Source organism: Micromonospora sp. WMMC241 (assembly GCF_027460165.1).
Classification (GTDB): domain Bacteria; phylum Actinomycetota; class Actinomycetes; order Mycobacteriales; family Micromonosporaceae; genus Micromonospora; species Micromonospora humi.
The window spans coordinates 4,134,775-4,156,544 of sequence record NZ_JAPZBF010000001.1; the positions used below are offsets into that span (position 1 = coordinate 4,134,775).

At 74.1% G+C, this 21,770-nt stretch carries 20 protein-coding genes; 5 read left to right on the plus strand and 15 right to left on the minus strand.

What is annotated here, in order from left to right; all coding sequences use genetic code 11:
- Positions 1 to 7 precede the first annotated feature (7 nt).
- A complete protein-coding gene (locus tag O7598_RS18550; protein ID WP_269692580.1) occupies positions 8 to 1,573 on the minus strand; it encodes an MFS transporter in 1,566 nt (521 codons plus the stop codon).
- A gap of 170 nt (positions 1,574 to 1,743) precedes the next feature.
- Positions 1,744 to 2,805 carry an FAD-dependent monooxygenase gene (locus tag O7598_RS18555; RefSeq protein ID WP_269692581.1) on the minus strand — a complete coding sequence of 354 codons (1,062 nt, stop codon included), beginning with the start codon at positions 2,803 to 2,805 and terminating at the stop codon, positions 1,744 to 1,746.
- 54 nt (positions 2,806 to 2,859) lie between these two features.
- On the opposite strand from O7598_RS18555, the gene O7598_RS18560 reads away from it, so the two are divergent.
- Positions 2,860 to 3,417 (plus strand): TetR/AcrR family transcriptional regulator, encoded by a 558-nt coding sequence (locus O7598_RS18560; protein WP_269692582.1) that lies wholly within the window; start codon positions 2,860 to 2,862, stop codon positions 3,415 to 3,417.
- Positions 3,418 to 3,463: 46 nt separating this feature from the next.
- On the opposite strand, the gene O7598_RS18565 is transcribed toward O7598_RS18560, so the two are convergent.
- From O7598_RS18565 to O7598_RS18595, 7 genes are all read right to left on the minus strand, one after another.
- A complete protein-coding gene (locus tag O7598_RS18565; protein ID WP_269692583.1) occupies positions 3,464 to 4,093 on the minus strand; it encodes a transcriptional regulator in 630 nt (209 codons plus the stop codon).
- A gap of 75 nt (positions 4,094 to 4,168) precedes the next feature.
- Positions 4,169 to 5,179 carry a branched-chain amino acid ABC transporter permease gene (locus O7598_RS18570; RefSeq protein ID WP_269692584.1) on the minus strand — a complete coding sequence of 337 codons (1,011 nt, stop codon included), beginning with the start codon at positions 5,177 to 5,179 and terminating at the stop codon, positions 4,169 to 4,171.
- Positions 5,176 to 6,057, minus strand: a complete 882-nt coding sequence (locus O7598_RS18575; protein ID WP_269692585.1) for a branched-chain amino acid ABC transporter permease — start codon at positions 6,055 to 6,057, stop codon at positions 5,176 to 5,178. Before O7598_RS18575 ends, O7598_RS18570 begins: the two co-directional genes overlap by 4 nt.
- A gap of 1 nt (position 6,058) precedes the next feature.
- Entirely contained in the window at positions 6,059 to 7,315 is a 1,257-nt protein-coding gene (locus O7598_RS18580) for an ABC transporter substrate-binding protein (RefSeq protein ID WP_269692586.1), read from the minus strand.
- Positions 7,316 to 7,357: 42 nt separating this feature from the next.
- Positions 7,358 to 8,050, minus strand: a complete 693-nt coding sequence (locus tag O7598_RS18585) for an ABC transporter ATP-binding protein (protein ID WP_269692587.1) — start codon at positions 8,048 to 8,050, stop codon at positions 7,358 to 7,360.
- A complete protein-coding gene (locus O7598_RS18590) occupies positions 8,037 to 8,798 on the minus strand; it encodes an ABC transporter ATP-binding protein (RefSeq protein WP_269692588.1) in 762 nt (253 codons plus the stop codon). The genes O7598_RS18585 and O7598_RS18590 overlap by 14 nt, the downstream gene beginning before the upstream one ends.
- A 217-nt stretch (positions 8,799 to 9,015) precedes the next feature.
- Positions 9,016 to 10,215 (minus strand): FAD-dependent monooxygenase, encoded by a 1,200-nt coding sequence (locus O7598_RS18595; RefSeq protein WP_269692589.1) that lies wholly within the window; start codon positions 10,213 to 10,215, stop codon positions 9,016 to 9,018.
- 146 nt (positions 10,216 to 10,361) lie between these two features.
- Here O7598_RS18595 and O7598_RS18600 point away from each other — a divergent pair, with 146 nt between their 5' ends.
- Complete coding sequence (locus O7598_RS18600; RefSeq protein ID WP_269692590.1) at positions 10,362 to 11,300, plus strand: TetR/AcrR family transcriptional regulator C-terminal domain-containing protein; 939 nt, start codon at positions 10,362 to 10,364, stop codon at positions 11,298 to 11,300.
- Between the two features lie 66 nt (positions 11,301 to 11,366).
- Here the strand turns inward: O7598_RS18600 and O7598_RS18605 are convergent, their stop codons facing one another.
- Genes O7598_RS18605 through O7598_RS18615 form a run of 3 tightly spaced genes read right to left on the minus strand, consistent with a single transcriptional unit; the run spans position 11,367 to position 14,578 of the window.
- Entirely contained in the window at positions 11,367 to 12,443 is a 1,077-nt protein-coding gene (locus O7598_RS18605) for an alcohol dehydrogenase catalytic domain-containing protein (protein ID WP_269692591.1), read from the minus strand.
- Entirely contained in the window at positions 12,440 to 13,882 is a 1,443-nt protein-coding gene (locus O7598_RS18610; protein ID WP_269692592.1) for an aldehyde dehydrogenase family protein, read from the minus strand. The genes O7598_RS18605 and O7598_RS18610 overlap by 4 nt, the downstream gene beginning before the upstream one ends.
- A gap of 42 nt (positions 13,883 to 13,924) precedes the next feature.
- Positions 13,925 to 14,578: a TetR/AcrR family transcriptional regulator gene (locus O7598_RS18615; RefSeq protein ID WP_269692593.1), complete on the minus strand. Its 654-nt coding sequence runs from the start codon at positions 14,576 to 14,578 to the stop codon at positions 13,925 to 13,927.
- Positions 14,579 to 14,667: 89 nt separating this feature from the next.
- On the opposite strand from O7598_RS18615, the gene O7598_RS18620 reads away from it, so the two are divergent.
- Positions 14,668 to 15,840 carry an acyl-CoA dehydrogenase family protein gene (locus tag O7598_RS18620; RefSeq protein ID WP_269692594.1) on the plus strand — a complete coding sequence of 391 codons (1,173 nt, stop codon included), beginning with the start codon at positions 14,668 to 14,670 and terminating at the stop codon, positions 15,838 to 15,840.
- Here the strand turns inward: O7598_RS18620 and O7598_RS18625 are convergent, their stop codons facing one another.
- Entirely contained in the window at positions 15,841 to 16,878 is a 1,038-nt protein-coding gene (locus O7598_RS18625; RefSeq protein ID WP_269692595.1) for an aminotransferase class V-fold PLP-dependent enzyme, read from the minus strand. It lies immediately after the preceding gene.
- Between the two features lie 202 nt (positions 16,879 to 17,080).
- The gene (locus tag O7598_RS18630) at positions 17,081 to 18,472 is read right to left on the minus strand and encodes a cation:dicarboxylate symporter family transporter (protein WP_269692596.1); all 1,392 of its coding nucleotides are present in this window, start codon (positions 18,470 to 18,472) and stop codon (positions 17,081 to 17,083) included.
- A 108-nt stretch (positions 18,473 to 18,580) separates the two neighbouring features.
- On the opposite strand from O7598_RS18630, the gene O7598_RS18635 reads away from it, so the two are divergent.
- On the plus strand, positions 18,581 to 20,167 hold the full coding sequence (locus O7598_RS18635; protein WP_269692597.1) for a sensor histidine kinase: 1,587 nt from the start codon (positions 18,581 to 18,583) through the stop codon (positions 20,165 to 20,167).
- Positions 20,164 to 20,841, plus strand: coding sequence for a response regulator (locus O7598_RS18640; RefSeq protein ID WP_269692598.1), 678 nt, complete (start codon positions 20,164 to 20,166; stop codon positions 20,839 to 20,841). Before O7598_RS18635 ends, O7598_RS18640 begins: the two co-directional genes overlap by 4 nt.
- A gap of 5 nt (positions 20,842 to 20,846) precedes the next feature.
- Here O7598_RS18640 and O7598_RS18645 read toward each other — a convergent pair whose 3' ends face one another.
- Complete coding sequence (locus O7598_RS18645; RefSeq protein WP_269692599.1) at positions 20,847 to 21,743, minus strand: hypothetical protein; 897 nt, start codon at positions 21,741 to 21,743, stop codon at positions 20,847 to 20,849.
- Positions 21,744 to 21,770 lie beyond the last annotated feature (27 nt).

The window sequence follows — 21,770 nt, forward strand, 5'->3', positions numbered from 1 at the left end:
CACGAACCTATGCGGTCCCGGCCAACTCCGGCTCCGTGGCCGGCGCCGCGTCGGGCGCGACGACCGGCCGGCCCGGCATCCAGCGGAACACGATCACCACGCCGAGCGTGGCGACGAGCGCGGAGATCCCGGCCGCCCAGTGCATCGCCGAGACGAACGAGTCGTTCGCCGCCTCGATCAGCCGCGGCGCGGCCGGGCCGAGCCGGTCGGCGACCGCGTACGCCCCGGAGACCGACTCCCGGGCCGCGTCGCGGACCGGTTCGGGCAGCGCGGACACCGCCGGGGCGACCTGGTCGCGGTAGACCGCGGAGAGCACCGAGCCGAGCACCGCCACGCCGAGCGCGCCGGCCACCTGGCGGATCGTGTTGCTGACCGCCGAGCCCACGCCGGCCTTCTCCCGGGGCAGCGCCGACATGATCGACTCGGTGGCCGGCGGCATGATGTTGGCCATCCCGGCGCCCTGGAGGAAGCCCAGCGCCGAGAAGATCCAGATCGGCGTGTCCGCGTCGATGAGGACGAACGCGGCGAGCGCCACGACGGTGAGCAGCAGCCCGACCGCGGCGACGGCCCGGCCGCCGTAGCGGCGGACCATCGCGGCGCTGCGCGGCGCGAAGATCAGCTGCGCGGCCGCGAAGGGCAGGAACAACAGGCCGCTCTCCAACGGGCTGTAGCCGCGGACCAGTTGGAGGTAGAACGCGCCGAAGAACATCACGCCCATGGCGGCGAAGAAGACCAGCCCGACCAGGGCCACCGGGGCGGCGAACCGGGGCACCCGGAACAGCCGCACGTCCAGCGACGGGTGGTCGCTGCGCAGTTCGTGCGCGACGAACCAGCCGAGCACCGCGAGGCCGCCGATGATCGAGACCCAGACCTGCGGGCGACCGAAGCCGTGCTCTCCGCCGTCGATGATGCCGTAGGTGAGCGCGACCAGGCCGACCACGGAGAGCAGCACGCCGAGCACGTCCACCCGGCCCGGGGACGGGTCGCGGGACTCGGGGACCAGCAGCGCGACGAGCAGCACGCCCACCGCCACCACCGGCACGTTGATCAGGAAGACCGAGCCCCACCAGTAGTGCTCCAGCAGCGCGCCGCCGAGCACCGGGCCGATGGCCACGGCGAGGCCGACCGCGCCGGCCCAGACGCCGATCGCCCGGCCACGCTCGCGCGGGTCGAAGACGTTGGAGATGATCGAGAGCGTCACCGGCATGATGGCCGCGCCGCCGACGCCCATCAGGGCCCGGGCGGCGATCAGCTGCGCCGGGTCCTGCGCGTACGCCGACAGCAGCGAGGCCAGCCCGAACAGCGCGAGCCCGAGGATCAGGAACCGCCGTCGGCCGAGGCGGTCGCCGAGCACGCCGAACGTGAAGAGCAGGCCGGCGAAGACCAGCGTGTAGGAGTTGATCGCCCACTCCAGCTCGCCCTGGCTGGCGCCGAGGCCGCGCACCGGGTCGGCGAGGGTGCGCAGCGCGACGTTGAGGATGGTGTTGTCGAGGACGACCACGAGGAGGCTGATCACCAGCACCCCGAGGATCGCCCACCTCCTCGGGTGTCCGGTGTTCTCGTGCGGTTCCATTCGGGTTCTCCCCCCGGTTCACCCGCGTCCAAATACGATACGGGGCAGACTCGTAACTCCCGCCGAGCGTAGGTGAGGGAGTTTCGATACGGAACCGGTTCGTATCGAATGTGCTTCAGGTCACGTCCGGACGCGGGCCCACCCCCGTGCGAGGGCCCGCGCCCGGCGACTCAGGCAGGCGGTCCGGCGGCCAGCGCCAGCCGGAGGACCGCGTCGCGCACCGGCAGCATCCGCCGGGCCTGGGAGAGCCGACCCGCCCACCGCGCGCCCGCCGCGATGCGCTGGGTGGGCCGGCGGCGCCGTCGGTCGTACGTCCGCAGCGCGGCCGGCAGGTCGGTGGCGTCGCGGACGCACTCGGCCAGCGCCACCGCGTCGATCAGCGCCTGGCAGGCGCCCTGCCCGAGGTCGGGGGTCATGGCGTGCGCTGCGTCGCCGAGCAGCGCCACCCGGCCGGCCACGTAGGACGGCAGCGGGGTCAGGTCGCGTATCTCGTGTCGCAGCACCCCCGCCGGCGTGAGCGCGTCCAGCACCCGACGCACCGGCGGATGCCAGTCACCGAAGAGGCGGCGCAACTCGGCCACGTCGTCGGCCGGCGCGGGATGCCCCGGCGGGAGGCTCACCGAGGCGTACCAGTTGGTCCGCCCGCCGCCGACCGGCGTGAGGCCGAACTTGCGCCCCCGGCCCCAGGTCTCACCGCCCTCGGCCGACTCCGCGTCGACCACGCCGCGCCAGGCCACCGTGCCCGCGTAGCGCAGCGGGTAGCGCTCGCCGTGCACCGACGCGCGGACCACGCTGTTGATCCCGTCCGCGCCGACCACCAGGTCGTACGCGTCGAGCAGCGCGCGCGGGTCGGCGACCGGCGCGGCGAACCGCAGCGCCTCGGCGGGCAGCGCGGAGGCCAGCGTGGTGAGCAGCGCCGGCCGGGTGACCAGGTGCACCGGCTCGCCGTGGCGTCGTTCGATCCGGCCGACGTCGATGGTGGCGATGCGGCTGCCGTCCGGTCGTCGGATCGACCCGCCGGCCTGCCGGCGGGCGCGCCGGCGCACCTCGTCGCCGACGCCGAGCGCGTCCAGGGCACGCATCGCGCCGGGCCAGATGCCGAGCCCGGTGCCGGTCTCCGGCAACCCCGGGGAGCGTTCCAGGACGGTCACCTGCCAGCCCGCCGCCCGCAGGCCGAGGCCCGCCGCGAGCCCAGCGATGCCGCCGCCGACCACCACCGCGCGCCCGTCCATGCGGTCACCGTACTACAGATGTAGTCGGCTGCACTACGGCTGTAGTCTGACCCCGTGACCGACCGCCGTCAGCTCCTGCTCGACGCCGCCATCCGGGTGCTCGGCACCCGCGGGCCGCGCCACCTCACCCACCGCGCGGTGGACGCCGAGGCGGGGCTGCCCGAGGGGTCCGCGTCCAACCGGTTCCGCACCCGGGAGGCGCTCGTCGACGCCGTCTTCGCGCGGCTGGTCGAGGTGGAGACGCAGGCCTGGCAGCGGCTCGCGGCGGACCTGTCCCCCGGCGACGTCGACGCGACCGCCCGCGTCCTCGGCCGGCTGATCCGGGAGTTCACCACCGAGCGGCGGGAGGTCACACTGGCCCGCTACGCCCTCTTCGTCGAGGCGGCGGTACGCCCCGAACTGCGGCCGGCGATCGAGGCCGGCCGGGCCCGGCTGGCCGGGTGGGGGGTACCGCTGCTCGCCGCGCTCGGCTCGACCGACCCGCCGGCCCACTTCCGGACGCTGCTCGCGCTCGTCGACGGGCTCTTCGGCAACCAGCTCGCCGCGCCCGACGACACCTTCGACCCCGAGTCCGCGGTGGCCACCCTGCTGCACGGCTTCCGCGCCGGCTGAGCGCACGCGGTAGGTGTTAGAAGGGGCCCCTCCTCTACCGGAGGCGTTAAGAGGGGGCCCCGCCTTGCAGGCAGGCGGCGATGGCGTCGGGGAGGGTGGTGAGGCGCAGCGGAGGCGGGACCGGCTCGATCCAGCCCGGCCCGGCGGCGAGCACCCGGACGCCCGGAAGTTCCCGCCGAAGGCGGACCAGCCGGTACGCCCGGCCGGTCAGCGGGGACTGCGACCAGACCACCACCACCCGCGGTCGTACCCGGGCCGCCGCGCCGGCCAACGCCGACCAGGGCAGCGCCGGGCCCAGGTGCAGGCAACCGCGACCCCGCTCGCGCAACGCGGCGGCCAGCGCGTGCAACCCGAGGCAGTGCGTCTCGTGCTCGGCGCCGGCGAGCAGCAACCCGCGCGCCGGCAGCGGCCGGCTCGGGTCGCGGCGGAAGACGTCCAGCCCGACCCGCACGCCCTCGGACAGGGCGTGCTCCACGGCGATGTCGGCGGGGGTGTCCCCGCGCAGGCCGCCCAGCAGCGGCAGGCAGACCTGCTCCCAGACCGGCGCCACCCCGGCCTCGGCGGCCAGGTCGAGCACCAGCCCGGCGACCTGGTTGTCGTCCAGATCCTCGGCGGCGGCCAGGACCCGCTTACGGGCCGTCTCGGCGGCCCCGGCCGGCATGTTGTTCCACAGCAACGGACGTACCCCCGGGTAGCTCTCCTACCAGGGGGTTCGTCCGGTCGCGCCGATCCGGATGCGCCGGGGGGAAAATCATTCGCGCCGGGCGGCTCCCCGACGCTTCAGCAGGTGGGCCACCGTGCCCCAGAGGCCCCGCCGGAACAGCAGCACGACCAGCACGAAGATGCCGCCGGTGACCAGCCCGATCGCCTCGAACCCGGAGAACGACAGCCAGTCCTCCAGCCGGACCACCAGCGCCGCGCCGAGCACGCCGCCCCACAGCGTGCCGATGCCGCCGAGCACCACCACGATGACCGCCTTGCCGGAGGTGGTCCAGTGCAGCACGTCCAGGGAGACGAACCGGTGGCCGACCGCGAAGAGCCCGCCGCCGAGCCCGGCCAGGAAACCGGAGAGCACGAACGCGGTCAGCTTGTAGCGGTGCACCGGGTAGCCCAGCGCGCGGGCCCGGGCCGGGTTGTCCCGGATGCCGACCAGCACCCGCCCGAACGGCGAGTGCACGATCCGCCAGGCCGCGAAGAGGCCGAGCAGCACGATCGGCAGGATCGCGTAGTAGAAGTAGTAGTCGTCGGTGAGGTCGGCCCCGAAGAACGCGCGCGGCACGCCCTGCAGCCCGTTCTCCCCCTGGGTGACCGAGCGCCACTCGTTGGCCACGTAGTAGACCATCTGCGCGAACGCCAGGGTGACCATGGCGAAGTAGATCCCGGTGCGCTTCACCGCCAGGTAGCCGATGGGCAGCGCGAGCAGCGCCGCGCCCAGCGCCCCGGCCAGCACCGCGGCCGGGAAGGGCAGCCCGGCGTGGATCGCGACCAACCCGGTCAGGTACGCCGAGGTGCCCCAGAACGCGGCGTGCCCGAACGACATCAGCCCGGTGAAGCCGAGCAGCAGGTCCACCGAGACGGCGAACAGCGCCCAGCACAGGATGTCCACCGCGACCGCCGGGTAGAGGCCGTTCGGCAGCCAGAGCGCGACCAGCAGGCCGGCGGCCAGCAGCGCGTACCGGACCCAGCCCGGCGCCCGGGCCACGGCGAGCAGCCCGGAGCGCGGGGCCGGCTTCTCGACGGGGGTGTCCACCGCACTACTCATGCCGGCGCCTCCTCACGGCCGAACAGGCCGGCCGGGCGCCAGAGCAGCACGGCGGCCATCACCACGAACACGACGGTCTGCGACACGAGCGGGTAGTCCGACAGGTACGCCTCGCCCCACGCCTGGATCAGGCCGATGCCGAAGCCGGCGGCGACCGAGCCGAAGATCGAGCCGAGCCCGCCGATCACCACCACCGCGAAGACCACGATGATCAGGTCGGCGCCCATCAGCGGGTTGACCGCCCGCATCGGGGCGGCGAGCACCCCGGCCAGCCCCGCGAGGGCGATGCCGAAGCCGAACACCGGGGTGACCCACCGGCCCACGTCGATGCCGAACGCCCGGGTCAGCTCCGGCCGCTCGGTGGCGGCCCGGACCACCATGCCGATCCGGGTCCGGCCGAGCACCCACCACACCGCGACGCAGAGCAGCACGGTGAAGCCGAGGATGAAGACCCGGTACGTCGGGAAGTCGAAGAGACCGAAGTCGACGGTCCCGCTCAGCTCGGCGGGCGTGGCGTACGGGCTGGACTGCACGCCGTACCGGGACTTCACCAGGTCCTGCAGGATCAGCGTCAGGCCGAAGGTGAGCAGGAAGTTGTAGAGCGGGTCGAGCCGGGTGAGCCGGTGGATCACCGCCCGCTCCAGCACCATGCCGAGCAGGCCCAGCGCCAGCGGCATGATCACCAGTGCGGCCCAGAACGGCACGCCCGCCTCGGCGAGCAGCACGTACGCGCCGAACGCGCCGAGCATGTAGAACGCGCCGTGGGCGAAGTTCACCACCCGGAGCATGCCGAAGATGACTGCGAGCCCGAGGGCGAGCAGGGCGTAGAACGCCCCGCCCACCAGCCCGTTGAACGTGTTCTGCAGGAACCCGGACATGTCAGAGCTTGCAGTCCGGGGACGGCGCCCGGAACGCCTCCGCCGCCGGGATGGTCTTGAGGATCTTCACGTAGTCCCACGGCTCCTTCACCTCGGCCTGCGGCTTCACCTGCGCCAGGTAGGCGTCGTGCACGACCCGGTGGTCCTCCGCGCGGATCTTGCCGTTGCGCAGGAAGAGGTCGTTGACGTCCTTGCCCTCCAGCTGCTTGACCACGTCGTCCGCGTCGTCGGTGCCGGCGGCCTGCACCGCCTCCAGGTACTGCATGGCGGCGGAGTAGTTCGCCGCGTGCGCGAACGACGGCCGGGTGCCGGTCTCTTTCTGGAACCTGTCGGCCCACTCCCGGTTCTGCTGGTCGAAGTTCCAGTACCAGGCGTCGGTGTAGGTGGTGCCGGCCAGCGCGTCCGGGGTGAGCGAGTGGATGTCGGTGATGAACATCAGGCCGACCGCCAGCCCGACGCCCTTCTCCCGCAGCTTGAACTCGTTGTACTGCTTGACCACGTTGACCAGCTCCGCGCCGGCCTGCATGGTGCCGAGCACCTGCGGCTTCGGGTTCAGCGTCGGCGCCTTGAGCAGGAACGACGAGTAGTCGCCGCTGGTGTTCGGGAACGGCGCGCCGTCCTTGCCGACCACCTTCCCGCCGGCCGCGGCGATGGCGGTGGAGAAGCTCTTCTCCATGTCCTGCCCGAACGCGTAGTTCGGGTAGAGGATGTACCAGTTCTTGCCGACCTGCTCGGTGGTCACCGTGCCGGTGCCGTGGGCCAGCATGTAGGTGTCGTACGCGTAGTGGAACGTGTACTTGTTGCAGCTCTTGCCGGTCAGGTCGGTGGTCGCCGCGCCGATGTTGAAATAGAGCTTCTTCTTCTCCTTGGCCACGTCGGCGACCTTCAGCGCGGCCGACGAGGTGGGCACGTCCAGGATGGCGTCGACGCCCTTGCGGTCGTACATCTCCTGGGCCTTGCTGTTGGCCACGTCCGGCTTGTTCTGGTGGTCCGCGGTCTGCACGGTGATGTCCTTGGTGACCGCGTCGTCGCCGTGCTCGGCCTTGAAGTCGGCGATGGCCATCTCCACGGCCTTCACCGAGTTGCGCCCGGACAGCTCCGAGTAGGCGCCCGACTGGTCGTTGAGCACGCCCAGCACGATCTTGTCGCCGGTCAGCTTCGAGTCGCCGCCGGACTGCGGACCACCGCCGCCGCAGCCAGCCACCAGCAGCGCCGCCGCCGAGGCGGCGGCCACACCCACGCTCCTACGCATGTTCATCCCCTTCGTACCGCGCGGTCCGCGCGGGTCAGCCGTCCAGATTCAGATGCCGAGGTACGCCAGCAGCTCGCGTTCCCGCGAGCGCACCTCGGCGTTCTCCATCGCCTCCGCGATCCGTCCCTCGGCCAGCAGGTAGTGCCGGTCGGCGACGCCGGTGGCGAAGTGCAGGTTCTGCTCGACCAGCAGCACTGTCACGCCGTGCTTCTTGGCCTCCCGCAGCAGGTCACCGACCTGCTGCACGAGCAGCGGCGACAGCCCCTCGGTGGGCTCGTCGCAGAGCAGCAGCCGGGCGCCCATGCGCAGCACCCGGGCCAGCGCGAGCATCTGCTGCTCGCCGCCGGAGAGCATGGTTGCGGCCGAGTCGCGCCGCTCGTACAGGGCGGGGAACGCCTCGTACACCCGCTCCAGCGGCCACGGGTCCGGGCCGACCCGCGGCGGCAGCGTCAGGTTCTCGGTGACCGTGAGCGTGGCGTACGCGCCCCGGTCGTCGGGCACCCAGCCGAGCCCGGCCCGCGCCCGCTTGTACGCCGGCAGCCGGCTGATGTCCCGGCCGTCGAGGTGGACGCCGCCGCGCTGGTCGGGGTGCAACCCCATCACGCACCGCAGCAGCGTGGACTTGCCGGCGCCGTTGCGCCCGACCAGGGTGACCACCTCCCCGGCGGCCACCTCCAGGCTCACCTCCCGCAGCACCTGGGCCTCGCCGTAGGCGGCGGAGAGGTTGTCAATGCGCAGCATCCGCGGCTCCCAGGTAGGCGGTGATGACCCGCTCGTCGGCGCGGACCTGCTCGTACGGCCCCTCGACCAGCACCTTGCCGGCCTGCAGGACGGTGACCGTGTCGGCGAGCCGGCCCACCACGCTCATGTTGTGCTCGACCATGACCACGGTCCGGCCGGTGCGGACGGTCGAGATCAGTTCGACGGTGCGGTCGACGTCCTCCAGCCCCATCCCGGCGGTCGGCTCGTCGAGCAGCAGCACCTTGGGGTCCAGCGCCAACGCGATGGCCAGCTCCAGGGCCCGCTTGCGTCCGTACGCGAGCGCCTCGGCCGGTGCCTCGGCCAGGTCGGCGAGGCCGACCATGGCCAGCAGTTCGTCGGCCCGCTCCCGGTAGCGGCGCATCAGCTTCGCCGACCGCCAGAACCGCCAGCCCAGTCCGCTCGACGACTGGAGGGCCAGCTCCACGTGCTCGCGCGCGCCGAGCTGCGGGAAGAGGCTGGTGATCTGGAACGACCGGGCCACACCGAGGCGTGCCACCCGCTCCGGGGGCAGCCCGGTGACGTCCCGGCCGTCCAGCTCGATCCGCCCGCCGCTGGGCGGCAGGAAGCCGGTGAGCAGGTTGAACAGTGTGGTCTTGCCGGCGCCGTTCGGGCCCACCAGGGCGTGCACGGTCTCCGCCGTCACGTCGAGGTCGACCCCGTCGACGGCCCGGAAGCCCCGGAAGTCCCGGGTCAGCCCACGGGCCGACAGGATCGCTTGCCCGGCCATCGCCTCACCCTCCGCAGGTCCGTCCGCCACGGCCAGATCGGTGACCGGGGTCACAGGGCCGTTGCGTGCTGGAAACCTACGGCGCGCCGAAGTGGTCGAGCCATGTCGATCCGCCACACATTCGCCGGGTACGGCACGGGGCCGACCTCCACAGGGGTCGGCCCCGTATCGCCCGATCCGAACGGATCGGTGCCCGTCGACATGTGGCCCGGCACCGTCACCGGTCGGCGGCGTACTCCGGCAGGTCGAGCCCGTCGGCGTGGCTGAAGAACAGCCGCCGAGCCAGCCCGCGCATCGGCCGGGACGCCATCGCCCGCATCGACGCGTCGCGCAGCCGGATCCCGGCCCGGCCCGCCGGCAGGAACCCGGAGATGCCGCCGCCGGGCAACTCCTGCCCCTTCGCCACGTGCGCCCGTAGCGCCGCCTCGAAGCGGCGGTGACCCGCCCGGTGGTCGTCACCGGCGGCGGCCAGTTCCCCGGCCAGCAGGTACGCGCCCACCAGCGCCAGGCTGGTGCCCTGCCCGGTCAGCGGCGACGGGCACCAGGCCGCGTCGCCGAGCAGCGCCACCCGCCCGGCGCTCCACGAGTCCATCCGCACCTGCGCGTACCGGTCGAAGTAGAAGTCGGTCGCGGCGGGCGCGGCAGCCAGCAGCTCGGCCGCGCGCCAGCCCACGTCGGCGAACCGCTCGCCGAGCAGCCGCTGCTGGGCGGCCCGGTCCCGCCGGTCGACGTCCAGCGCCTCGGAGCGGAAGCTGAAGAGCGCCGCCGTCCGCCCGTCGCTGGTCGGCCGGGTGCCGACCACCCGGCCGCCGGGCGCGTTGTGCATCGTGAACCACCCGGCCGGATCCCGGTACGGGGTGGAGAAGTACGCCAGGTACGCGCCGAGCGGCCGGACGTACGCCGACTCCGGGCCGAACGCCAGCGCCCGGGTCCGGGAGTGCGAGCCGTCCGCGCCGACCACCAGGTCGACAGTGCGCGGTGCGGAGCGTGCGAAGGTGAGCCGTACCCCGGCGTCGTCCTGCGCCAGCGTCTCGATCGAGTCGTCGAAGACGTACTCGACGTCGGCCCGGGTCGCCTCGTACAGCAGCCCGGCCAGGGCACCGCGCTCGATCTCCAGGTCGGCCACGATCCCCTCGCCGCCGAACGCCGCCACCGGCAGCCGGGCCCGGGTGCGCCCCCGCGCGTCGACGTACTCCATGCCGTGTTCCCGCACGCCCGCGGCCCGGACCCGCTCGGTCAGACCCATCCGGTCGAGCACCTCGCGGGCGGCCCCGCGCACGTCCACCGCCTGCCCGCCGGGGCGCAGCCCGCTCGCGCGTTCCACCACGATCACCGCGAAGCCGCGCCGGGACAGCCAGAAGGCGAGGGCCGGGCCGGCCACGCCGGCGCCGGAGATGAGCACGGTGCGGTCGTTCATGACGTCTCCCTGGGTCGCACACCTCGGTCACGCCGGACGCTAGGTCCCCCCGTCCGGCGCCGGGCCCGACGACCTAGTACGCCGCCCGCGCGGGGCCCCGCGGACGCCCAGCGCACTAGTACGCTTCGGCGCGGAGGTGGACCGGGATGTCGCCGCACGGTCAGGAACGGCAGCCGCCGTACCGGCGGATCGCCGCGGAGATCCGCCACCGGATCGAGCGGGGCGAGCTGCGGCCGGGCGACCGGGTGCCCTCGGCCCGCCAGCTCACCCGCGAGCACGGCATCGCCATCGCCACCGCGACCCGGGTCCTGGCCCGGCTCCGCGACGACGGGCTGGTGGTCACCCGGCCCGGCGCCGGCACGGTGGTGGCGGAGACCGCCGTCCCGCCGCGACCCGTGCGGGGCCGTCCGGAGCTGAGCCGCGACCGGGTGCTGCGGACCGCCGTCGCGCTGGCCGACGCCGGCGGGCTGGCCGCGGTCTCCCTGCGGTCGGTCGCCGCCGAGCTGGGCGTGGCCACCCTCGCGCTGCACCGGCACGTGCGGGGCCGCGACGAGCTGATCCTGGCGATGGCCGACGCGGCGCTGGCCGGCGCGCCGCTGCCGGCGGTCGAGCCCACCGGCTGGCGGGCCCGGCTGGAGGTGCTCGCCCGGGCGCAGTGGGCCGTCTACCGGCGGCACCGCTGGGTGCCGCACGTCATCACCATCGCCCGGCCGCAGCCGCTGCCGCACGGCATGGCACACACCGACCTCGCGCTGCGGGCCACCGCCGGCCTGGGCCTGGACCGCAACACCCGCTGGCACGTGGCGATCACCCTGATGGCGTACGTCAAGGGCGTCGCCGTCAACCTGGAGGCCGGCGCCCAGGCGGTGCAGGACACCGGGCTCACCGACGAGGAGTGGGTGGACCGGCAGCAGGACACGTTCCAGCGGCTGATGACCGGCGGCGGGCTGGCCACCATGGACGCGCTGACCGCCGGCGGGGTCGACCTGGACCTGGAGACGGTCTTCGACTTCGGCCTCCAGCGCCTGCTCGACGGCATCGCGACGCTCGTCGAGCGCCCGGTGCAAGGAGGGGCCCCCTGTTAACGCCTCCGGTAGAGAAGGGCACCCCTCTCACGCCTGACCGGCGCGCGGTGCCGGCGCAGGGGCCGGTCAGTCCGGGAAGGTGACCACCCAGCGGGCGCCCTCGCCGCGAGCCAGCCGCTCCAACGCGGCGGGCGCCTCGGCCAGCGACACCGTGCCGCTGACCAGCGGCGCCAGGTCGAGGTCGCCGGCCGCCAGCGCGGTGGCCAGCTCCGGCACCTCGCGATCCGGGTCGGTCGAGCCGTAGACCGAGGACCGCAGCGTGCGCGCCGAGTGGAAGATGTCCAGCGCGGAGAGGCTGAGCAGGTCGTCCTTGCCGCCCATGCCGACCACGGTGACCGCTCCCCCGCGCCGCGTCGCGCGCCAGGCGGCGCGGATGGTGGCGGCCCGGCCCACGCACTCGAAGGCGTGGTCGACCCCGCGCCCGCCGGTGCGGGCCCGGACCTCCTTGCCGAGCGTGTCGTCGGAGCGCAGGAAGTCGGTCGCGCCGGCGGCCAGCGCCAGCTCCCGCTTCGCCTCCACCACGTCCACGGCGAGGATCGGCGCCGCGCCGGCCCGCCGGGCCGCGGTGAGCACCGCCAGCCCGACGCCGCCCAGCCCGATCACCGCGACCGACTCGCCGGCGGCGACCCGGGCGGTGTTGCGGACCGCGCCGGCGCCGGTGAGCACCGCGCAGCCCAGCAACGCCGCCTCGGCCGGTGGCAGCCCGGGCGGCACCGGCACGGCCGCCCGCTCGGGCACCACCACCTCCTCGGCGAGCGCGCCGAGCCCGAGGGTGACCTGCAACGGTTCCCCGGCGGCGGTCTCCCCCCGGGGCACCGACGCGGCCGTGTTGGCGGCGCAGAGCCAGGGCTCGCCGTGCCGGCAGTGCCAGCAGTCGCGGCAGGCGGGCGCCCAGTTGAGCACCACCGGCGTGCCCACGAACAGCCGGGCGCCCGGCCCGACCTCGGTCACCACGCCGGTCGCCTCGTGCCCCAGCACCAGCGGGTATCCGGGTGCCAGCGTGCCGTCCACCATGGCCAGGTCCGAGTGGCAGATGCCGGCGGCGCGGATCCGGACCCGCAGCTCACCGGGGCCGGGCGCGGGCAGGCGCACCTCCTCGACCGCCGGGGTGGCGCCCCGGCCGCGGACCACGAGCGCCCTCATCGCTGGATCGCCTTCACCTCGGTGAACTCCTCCACGCCGTACGTGCCCAACTCGCGGCCGAGCCCGGACTGCCGGTAGCCGCCGAACGGGGCGAGCGGGTTGAACGCGCCACCGTTGACGTCCACCTGCCCGGTGCGCAGCCGCCGGGCCACGGCCAGCGCCGCGTCCTCGTCGGCCGACCAGACCGCGCCGGCCAGCCCGTACCGGGAGTTGTTGGCGATCGCGACCGCCTCGTCGGTGTCGGTGAACGGGATCACCGCGAGCACCGGCCCGAAGACCTCCTCCTGCGCCAGCGCGCTGTCCGGGTGCACGTCGGCGAGGACGGTTGGCGCGACGAAGTGGCCGCGCGGCGGCAGCGGCGCGGCCGGGCCACCGGCGACGAGCCGGGCGCCGTCGGCGAGCGCCCGGTCGACGTGCCCGCGTACCCGATCGGCCTGGGCGGCCGAGACCAGCGGGCCGAGCCGGGTGGCCGGGTCGAACGGGTCGCCGAGCCGGTAGCCGGCCACCGCCGTCGCGGCCAGTTCGAGCGCCTCGTCGTAGCGGTCGCGGTGCACCAGCATCCGGGTCCAGGCGGTGCACGTCTGGCCGGAGTTGACGAGCACGTTGCCGACGCCGACCTTGACCGCGGTGGGCAGGTCGGCGTCGGCCAGGATCACGTTCGCCGACTTGCCGCCCAGCTCCAGCGCGACCCGGGCGATCCGGTCGGCGGCCAGGTGCGCGATCCGTCGGCCGGTGGCGGTGGAGCCGGTGAACGAGACCAGGTCGACGTCGGGGTGCGCGGCGAGCGCCTCGCCGACCACCGGGCCGGTGCCGGGCACCAGGTTGACCACTCCCGGCGGCAACCCGGCCTCGGTCACCGCGTCGAAGAGCAGGTAGGCGGTGAGCGGCGTCAGCTCGCTGGGCTTGAGCACCACCGTGCACCCGGCGGCGAGCGCCGGTGCGAGCTTGGCGACCACCTGGTGCAGCGGATAGTTCCACGGGGTGATCGCGCCGACCACGCCGACCGGCTCGCGGACCACCAGCGAGTTGCCGACGACCCGCTCGGCGGCCGGCCGGGCGGCCAGCTCGACCATGCTGCGCAACACGATCAGCGGCAGGCCGGCCTGCACCCGAGTGGCGAGCTTGAGCGGGGCGCCCAGCTCCGAGGCGACGGTGCGGGCGATGTCGTCGGCGCGGGCGGCCAGCGCGGTGTGCAGCCGGTCCAGGTGCGCGGCCCGCTCGGCGGGGTCGGTGGCGGCCCAGCCGGGGAACGCGGCCCGGGCGGCGGCCACCGCGCGGTCCACGTCGGCCGGGGCGCCGGCGGGCACCTCGCCGATCGTCTCCCCGGTGGCCGGATTCTCCACCGGAATCGTGTCGCCCGACGACGGGTCGACCCAGTCACCGGCGACGTGCAGGTGACGGCGCGTCAGCGGGGCGGGGGGCGCGGTGGCGAGATCCATGGCGTCCTTCGGGGGCGGAAACTAGCGGTGGGAGTTTCGACGCTACTCCCGACCGGCGGTCCGTTCCAGCGGGGTGACAGTTGCCGCGTACTCGGCGGCGAGGCCGTGCAGCAACGCGTCCAGACCGAGCGCGAACGCGCCCTCGTCGACGCTGCGCTGGTGGCCGGGGAGCCGGTGGGCCTGGTGCAGGTGCGGGTGCGCGGCGTAGAGCGACGGGTCCTCGACGAAGCCGCGGGCGAACGAGCCGAGCGCCGAGCCGGCCACGAAGTAGCGCATCGCCGCGCCGATGTGGGTGGCCCGCGCGGGCGGCCAACCGGCCCGGACCAGGGCGCCGTAGACCGCGTCGGCCATCGCGAGCGCGGCCGGCCGACGGCCCGGCCCCCGGGCCAGGTACGGCACGACGTGCGGGTGGGCGGCCAGCGCGGCCCGGTAGGAGCGGGCCCAGCGGCGCAACGCCTCGTCCCAGTCGTGCCTGTCGAACGCGCCCACGTCGACGGTCGCGGTGACGCTGTCGGCCACCGCGTCCAGGATCTCCTCCTTGGTGGCGAAGTGGTTGTAGAGCGAGGGGCCGCGTACGCCGAGCGCGGCGGCGAGCCGCCGGGTGGAGAGCGCGTCCAGCCCGTCCGCGTCGATCAGCGCGAGCGCGGTCTCGACGATCCGCTCCCGGCTGAGCAGGGCCTGTCGGGGTCGTGGCACCTCGTCATCATCCTCCCTTCCGCCTCGGGTCTGGACGGCGGAAAACTTCCAGCGCTAGTTTAGAGGTGACGCCGACCCGAGGGGGCACCGTGGACTTCGCACTGTCCGACGAGGAACGCGCGGTACGCGACACCGTGCGCGCGTTCGTCACCCGCGAGGTGATGCCGCTGGAGCCGGAGGTGTTGCGCCGCGAACGCGCCCACCAGCCCGGCCTGGACCGCTCCGAGCTGCGCGAACTCCAACTCAAGGCGAGGAAGTTCGGCTTCTGGGGGCTGGCCACGCCGGAGGAGTACGGCGGGATGGCGCTGCCGGCGGTCATGCAGTCGCTGATCTGGACCGAGCTGGGCCGCAGCTTCGTGCCGTTCCGGTTCGGCGGCGAGGCGGACAACATCCTGTTCCACGCCACCGAGGAACAGAAGCGCGAGTTCCTGCTCCCCACGATCGAGGGTGAGCGGATCTCCTGCTTCGCCATCACCGAGCCGGGAGCCGGCTCGGACGCGGCGAACATCAAGCTGCGCGCCCGTCGCGACGGCGACGACTGGATCCTCGACGGCGAGAAGACGTTCATCACCAACGGCAACGACGCCGACTTCGCCATCGTGGTGGCGGTGACCGACCCGGAGAAGGGCGCCCGGCGTGGCGGCGCCACCGCGTTCCTGGTCGACCGGGCCATGGGCTGGCGGTCGGAGTTCATCCAGACCATGGGCGAGGGCGGTCCCGCCTCGCTCGTCTTCGACGGTGTGCGGGTGCCGCACCGCAACATCCTCGGCGCGCCCGGCCAGGGCTTCACGCTCGGCATGGAGTGGATCGGCAAGGGCCGCTACACCATCCCCTCGCACGCGATCGGCATCGCCGAACGGGCCCTGCAGATGGCGATCGACCACGCCAACACCCGGGAGACGTTCGGCGCGCCGATCGCCACCAACCAGGCCATCCAGTGGATGATCGCCGACTCGGAAACCGAGCTGGAGGCCGCCCGCTGGCTGATCCTGCGGTCCGCGTGGACGGTCGACCAGGGTCTCGACCCCCGGCACGCCTCCTCGATGGGCAAGCTCTACGGCGCCGGCATGGTCAACCGGGTGGTGGACCGGGTGCTCCAGATCCACGGCGGCATGGGCTACACCCGGGAGCTGCCGATCGAGCGCTGGTACCGGCAGGTGCGGCTGTACCGGATCTTCGAGGGCACCGACGAGATGCAGCGGCTGATCATCTCGCGGGACCTGCTGCGTGGTTACACGAAGATCGGCGGGCACCTGGCCTGATCAGCCGGTCAGCGCGTCCAGGGCCAGGTCGACGTCCGCCTCGGTGGTGTAGAGGTGGAACGAGGCGCGCACCCGGCCGGCCCGGACCGCCGCCCGCACCCCGGCCGCGGCCAGCTTCTTTTGCGCGCCCGGCACCTCGACGCTGACGATCGCGCTGTCGCCGGGCGGACGGCCCAGCCCGGCGAGGAACCGGTTGGCCAGCGCCACGTCGTGGTCCCGCACCGCGGCCAGGTCCAGGTCGGCGAGCAGCTCCAGCACCGGGGCCGCCCCGGCGTAGCACAGCCACGACGGGGAGAGGTCGAACCGCCGGGCGTCGTCGGCGAGCCGCAACGGCGTGCCGTAGTAGGAGGAGTGCGGGTCCTTGCCGGCGTACCAGCCCGCGGCGTCCGGACGCAACCGCTCGCGCAGCGCCGGCGCCAGGTAGGCGAAGGCCGCGCCGCGCGGCGCCATCAGCCACTTGTACGCCCCGACCAGGACCGCGTCCGCCCGGCCCGCATCGAACGGCAGCCAGCCGCACGCCTGGGTGGCGTCGACCACCACGAACGCGTCGTGGGCCCGGGCCGCCGCGACGATCTCGTCGTACGCGGCGACCGTGCCGTCGGCGGACTGGACCAGGCTGAACGCCACCAGGTCGGTGTCGGCGTCGATCGCGTCGACCAGACCGGCGAGCGGGACCGTCCGGACCCGCACCCCGCGTTCCTCCTGCGCCAGCCAGGGGAACAGGATCGAGGTGAACTCCCCCTCGGGCACCACCACCGTGGCGCCCGGCGGCAGCGCCGCCGCGATCGGCGCGGCCAGCTGGGAGACGGCGGAGCCGATGCTCACGTCGGCGGGATCCACGCCCACCAGCCTGGCGAACGCGGCCCGGGACCGGTCGACCGACTCGTCCCAGACCTCGAACGACACCCGGCCGGTCCGCCAGTCGGCGAGCACCTGCTGCACGGCGTCCCACACCGGGTCGGGCGGCAGCCCGTAGGTGGCGGTGTTCAACCAGCCCGGCTCCGGCTGCCACAACTTCTGTGCCCGTTCCAGCTCCATACCCCCGACGCTAACCAACCCCACCCCACCCCGACATCGCCAATCCCTCCCCCGTGGCCCGCCCTCACCCTTGCCCCGCCGATCTTGCACTTTCGGCCCGCGCTTCGCCCGTTTCACCCGATCCGCCCGGGCACAAAGTGCAAGATCGACGGGGGCGGGACGGGGGCGGCAGGGACGGGGGCGGGGACGGGGGCGGGGTGGGTCAGGTGGTGGAGCCGGCCAAGGGGCGGGCGGCGTCGGGCGGGGTCGCCGCGTCGGGAGTGGGCTCGTCGTCGTGCTCGTCGACCATGGTGGACTCGTCGAACGGCCGCTCCCCGGCCAGCACGGCGCGGGCCTGGTCCCGGTCGAACTCGCCGGTCCAGGTGCCGACCAGCACGGTCGCGACGGCGTTGCCGGCGAAGTTGGTCAGCGCCCGGGCCTCGGACATGAACCGGTCGATGCCGACGATCAGGCCGACGCCGTCGACCAGGTCCGGCCGGTGCGACTGGAGGCCGCCGGCCAGCGTGGCCAGCCCGGCGCCGGTCACGCCGGCCGCCCCCTTGGACGCGATCACCATGAACACCAGCAGCGAGATCTGCTCGCCCACCGCGAGCGGCTTGCCCAGCGCGTCGGCCACGAAGAGCGAGGCCATGGTCAGGTAGATCGCGGTGCCGTCCAGGTTGAACGAGTAGCCGGTGGGGACCGTGATGCCGACGACCGGCCGGCCCACCCCGACGTGCTCCATCTTGGCGATCAGCCGGGGCAGCGCCGACTCCGACGACGAGGTGGAGAGGATGAGCAGGAACTCGCGGCCCAGGTAGCGCAGCAGCGAGAAGATCGAGATCCCGGCGATCAGGCGCAGCAGCAGGCCGAGCACCACGATCACGAAGATCAGGCAGGTGGCGTAGAAGCCGAGCATGATCTGCGCCAGGCTCTTGAGCGCGTCCACGCCGGTGGCGCCGACCACGGCGGCCATGGCGCCGAACGCGCCGATCGGCGCCAGCCACATGATCATCGCAAGCACCTTGAAGACCAGGCGCTGGAGCACCCCGACCGCCCGCAGCACCGGCTCGCCCCGGCTGCCCAGGCTCTGCACCGCGAAGCCGACCAGCAGCGCGACCAGCAGGGTCTGCAGCACCTCGCCCTCGGTCAGCGCGGAGACCAGCGTGGTCGGGATGATCCCGAGCAGGAAGTCGACAGTGCCACCGCTCTCCTCGCCGGCCGCGGACCGGCCCGCGTCGGCCACGTCCGGGCCCAGGTCCAGGCCCGCCCCGGGGTGGATGATGTTGCCGACGACCAGGCCGATCGCCAGCGCGACCGTCGACATGACCAGGAAGTAGCCGAGCGCGAGGCCGCCGACCTTGCCGACCTTGGCCGCCTGCCGGACGGACCCGACGCCGAGCACGATGGTGCAGAAGATGACCGGGCTGATCATCATCTTGATCAGGTTCACGAAGCCGGTGCCGAGCGGTTTCAGCGCCTTGCCGACGTCCGGCGCGACGAGGCCGACCACGATGCCGGCGACGACGGCCACGATGACCGCCAGGTAGAGGTAACGGGTCCGGTCCCGGCGGGCCGGCCGGACGTCCGCGGGGGTGGGGGTGGTGGTGTCCATTTCCACACTGTGAAGCAGGTCTCACCGGACCGCACGATTGCGTTCATTCTGTTCACCCGGGGGACGCGCCGCCGAAACGCCGCCGGGCGGGTGCGCCACACTGGCACGGTGGCGCGGCGGCAGTGGAGCATCGCGGGGCAGCTCTTCGCCCTCCAGGCGGTAGTGGTGACGCTGCTCGTGCTGGCCGGCGCCGGTGGCGCGGTCTGGCTCGCCCGCAACGACTCCCACCAGGCCGCGAACGACGAGGTGCTGGCCGTGGCGCAGGCGGTGGCCGGCTCCCCCAGCGTCCGCGCGGCCCTCACCGCCGCCGATCCGGCGGCCACGCTCCAGCCGTACGCGGAGGCCACCCGACGGGCCACCGGAACGGACTTCGTGGTGGTGATGGCACCGGACCGGACCCGCTACTCGCACCCCAACGCGACGCTGATCGGCCGGCCGTTCATCGGCGACATCGGCCCGGCGCTGGCCGGCGAGCCGTTCACCGAGACCAACGTCGGCACGCTCGGCGAGTCGGTGCGCGCGGTCGTCCCGGTGTACGGCGACGGCCGGCGGATCATCGGGCTGGTCTCGGTCGGCATCACCACCCGGGCGATCAACCGGAAGCTGCTCGCCCAGGCGCCGGTGCTGCTCGGCGCGGCGGTGCCGGCGCTGGCGCTGGCGGCCACCGGCTCGTGGCTGCTCAGTCGGCGGCTGCGTCGGCAGACGCACGGGCTCGGGCCGGCTCAGATGACCCGGATGTACGAGTACTACGACGCGGTCCTGCACTCCGTACGCGAGGGACTGGTGGTGCTGACCCGGGACCGCCGGGTGGCGCTGGTCAACGACGAGGGCCGGCGACTGCTCGGGCTGGCCGAGGACGCCGCGGTCACCGACCGGCCGGTGGCCGGGATCGACCTGCCGCCGGCGGTGGCCGAGTTGCTCGCCGCGGGCCGGGACGCGCACGACGAGCCGGTGCTGGCCGGCGACCGGGTGCTGGTGGCCAACCAGCGCACCACCCGGTTCGAGGGCGCGGTGCTCGGCACCGTGCTCACCCTGCGCGACCAGACCGAGCTGCGCAACCTGGCCAGCGAGCTGGATTCGGTACGCGCGCTGACCGAGGCGTTGCAGGCGCAGACCCACGAGTCGGCGAACCGGTTGCACACCGTGCTGACCCTCGTCGAGCTGGGCCGCACCGACGAGGCGGTCCGGTTGGGCACCCGCGACCTGGCGCTCGCCCAGCAACTCACCGACCGGGTGGTCGGCGCGGTGACCGAGCCGGCCCTGGCCGCGCTGCTGCTCGGCAAGTCGGCGCGGGCCGGTGAGCGCGGGGTGGACCTGGTCGTCGAGCCGGACTGCCGCCTCGACGGCAGTCCGCTGCCCGGCACCGACCTGATCACGGTGGTGGGCAACCTGGTCGACAACGCGCTCGACGCGGTGGCCGCCACCCCGCCGCCGCGCCGGGTGCGGGTGTTCGTCGGCACCCGCGACGACGAACTGATGGTCCGTGTCGGCGACAGCGGGCCCGGTCTCGCGCCGGAGCGGGTGGCGGACGCGTTCCGGCGCGGCTGGTCCACCAAGAGCGCCGGCCGAGGGCTCGGTCTGGCCCTGGTCGGTCAGGTCGTCCGCCGGCACGGCGGCACCACCGACGTGACCCGCACCGACGACGGCGAGACCGTCTTCACGGTTCGCCTGCCGTTGCCCGGGGCGGTCCGATGAGCGCGGACGTCCGGGTACTGGTGGTGGAGGACGAGCCGCTGCTGGCCGAGGCGCACAGGGCGTACACCGAACGGGTGCCCGGCTTCGTCGTGGTCGGCGTGGCACACACCGGCCGGGACGCGATGGCGGCGCTGCGCGCCGGCGGCGGGGTCGACCTGGTGCTGCTCGACTTCCGCCTGCCCGACCTGCACGGGCTGGAGGTGTGCCGGGCGCTGCGGGCGGCCGGCAGCGGCGTCGACGTGCTGGCCGTGACGTCGGCGCGCGACCTGACCGCGGTGCGCACCGCCGTCTCCCTCGGGGTGACCCACTACCTGCTCAAGCCGTTCACCTTCGCCGCGTTCCGCGACAAACTGGAGCGCTACGCCGAATACCGTCGGCAAGCCCTGGCCGAGGGCGAGGTGGCCGCGCAGCACGAGGTGGACCGGATGTTCGCCACGCTGCGCGGCGCGGCGGCGCACACCCTGCCGAAGGGGTTGGACGAGCAGACCCTGCACGCCGTGCTGGCCGCGCTCGACGCCGAGGGGCGGTCGGCGGCCGAGGTCGGCGCGCGCACCGGCATCTCCCGGGTCACCGCGCGCCGCTACCTCGAATACCTGGTCTCCGCCGACCGCGCGGTCCGCGCGCCCCGCTACGGCACGCCAGGCCGGCCGGAGGTCGAGTACCGGCCGGCCTGACCGGCTCATCCGGGCACGGGCAGGTCGGCGAGCACGGCGGCCATCTCCGCCCGGACCCGGGGCAGCGGCCAACCGGCCAGCTCGGGCAGGTCGTGCCGCTCGCGTAGCCGCCGCACCGCCGCCAGCCCGATCAGATAGCCGCAGCGTGGGGGCAGGTCGCCGCGCAGCGGCGAGTCCCGCTTGAGGAAGTACGCGGCGTGGTGGTCCGGGTCGGTGGCGTCGAGGTCGGCCCGCACCCGGTCGAGGATGGCCGGCCAGCGGCGACGGCACTCGTCGAGCCAGGACCGGTGGCCGGGCCGACCGAACCAGAGGTACGCCTCGTCGGGCCGACCGCTGTCGAGTTCCGCCGTGACCTGGGTGGCCAGCCCTTCGACGAACAGGTTCTTCGCCACCCCGTGCTCCGGCCAGTCGCGGATGCCGGCCCGGCGGTCGTGGATGACGTGGGCGGACTCGTGTTGCACGAGGAGGCGAACGTCCTCCGGCGGGTCGAGCTGTTCCACCGCGAGGAAGAGCGCGTACCGACCGTCGAGGTCGTCGGCCCAGCCGTTCGCCCGGTGCAGCCCGACCAGTACCACGCACTCCACCGGGCCGCCGTCGCCGGCCCAGCCGAGCGCCCGGGCCGACGCCGCGACGCCGTCGGGCAGCAGTCCGCGTACCGTCTCGGCGCGGGCCGTCAGGTCGGCGGCCCGGTCGTGGAGCCGGTCGATGGCGGCTCGCACGTCCGCCGGGGCGGGCGGGCCGGCGTCGCGGTCCACCACGCGGGCGACGTCCGGATGCCGGTCGAGGTAGCGGGACCGCCACAGCCCCGGCCACCGCTCGGCCGGGACGGCGCGGCACTCGCGCAGGACGGCGACGAAGTCGGGTACGAGATCACGGACGCGCAGCAGGTCGGCGGAGGGCATGTGCCCGATGGTGCCCGGCCACCGGCC

Bases quoted from the DNA above. Each gene is read 5' to 3' on its own strand.
- O7598_RS18550 (WP_269692580.1), bottom strand. From the start codon at position 1,573: ATGGAACCGCACGAGAACACCGGACACCCGAGGAGGTGGGCGATCCTC.
- O7598_RS18555 (WP_269692581.1), bottom strand. From the start codon at position 2,805: ATGGACGGGCGCGCGGTGGTGGTCGGCGGCGGCATCGCTGGGCTCGCG.
- O7598_RS18570 (WP_269692584.1), bottom strand. From the start codon at position 5,179: ATGAGTAGTGCGGTGGACACCCCCGTCGAGAAGCCGGCCCCGCGCTCC.
- O7598_RS18575 (WP_269692585.1), bottom strand. From the start codon at position 6,057: ATGTCCGGGTTCCTGCAGAACACGTTCAACGGGCTGGTGGGCGGGGCG.
- O7598_RS18580 (WP_269692586.1), bottom strand. From the start codon at position 7,315: ATGAACATGCGTAGGAGCGTGGGTGTGGCCGCCGCCTCGGCGGCGGCG.
- O7598_RS18585 (WP_269692587.1), bottom strand. From the start codon at position 8,050: ATGCTGCGCATTGACAACCTCTCCGCCGCCTACGGCGAGGCCCAGGTG.
- O7598_RS18590 (WP_269692588.1), bottom strand. From the start codon at position 8,798: ATGGCCGGGCAAGCGATCCTGTCGGCCCGTGGGCTGACCCGGGACTTC.
- O7598_RS18595 (WP_269692589.1), bottom strand. From the start codon at position 10,215: ATGAACGACCGCACCGTGCTCATCTCCGGCGCCGGCGTGGCCGGCCCG.
- O7598_RS18600 (WP_269692590.1), top strand. From the start codon at position 10,362: ATGTCGCCGCACGGTCAGGAACGGCAGCCGCCGTACCGGCGGATCGCC.
- O7598_RS18605 (WP_269692591.1), bottom strand. From the start codon at position 12,443: ATGAGGGCGCTCGTGGTCCGCGGCCGGGGCGCCACCCCGGCGGTCGAG.
- O7598_RS18610 (WP_269692592.1), bottom strand. From the start codon at position 13,882: ATGGATCTCGCCACCGCGCCCCCCGCCCCGCTGACGCGCCGTCACCTG.
- O7598_RS18625 (WP_269692595.1), bottom strand. From the start codon at position 16,878: ATGGAGCTGGAACGGGCACAGAAGTTGTGGCAGCCGGAGCCGGGCTGG.
- O7598_RS18630 (WP_269692596.1), bottom strand. From the start codon at position 18,472: ATGGACACCACCACCCCCACCCCCGCGGACGTCCGGCCGGCCCGCCGG.
- O7598_RS18640 (WP_269692598.1), top strand. From the start codon at position 20,164: ATGAGCGCGGACGTCCGGGTACTGGTGGTGGAGGACGAGCCGCTGCTG.
- O7598_RS18645 (WP_269692599.1), bottom strand. From the start codon at position 21,743: ATGCCCTCCGCCGACCTGCTGCGCGTCCGTGATCTCGTACCCGACTTC.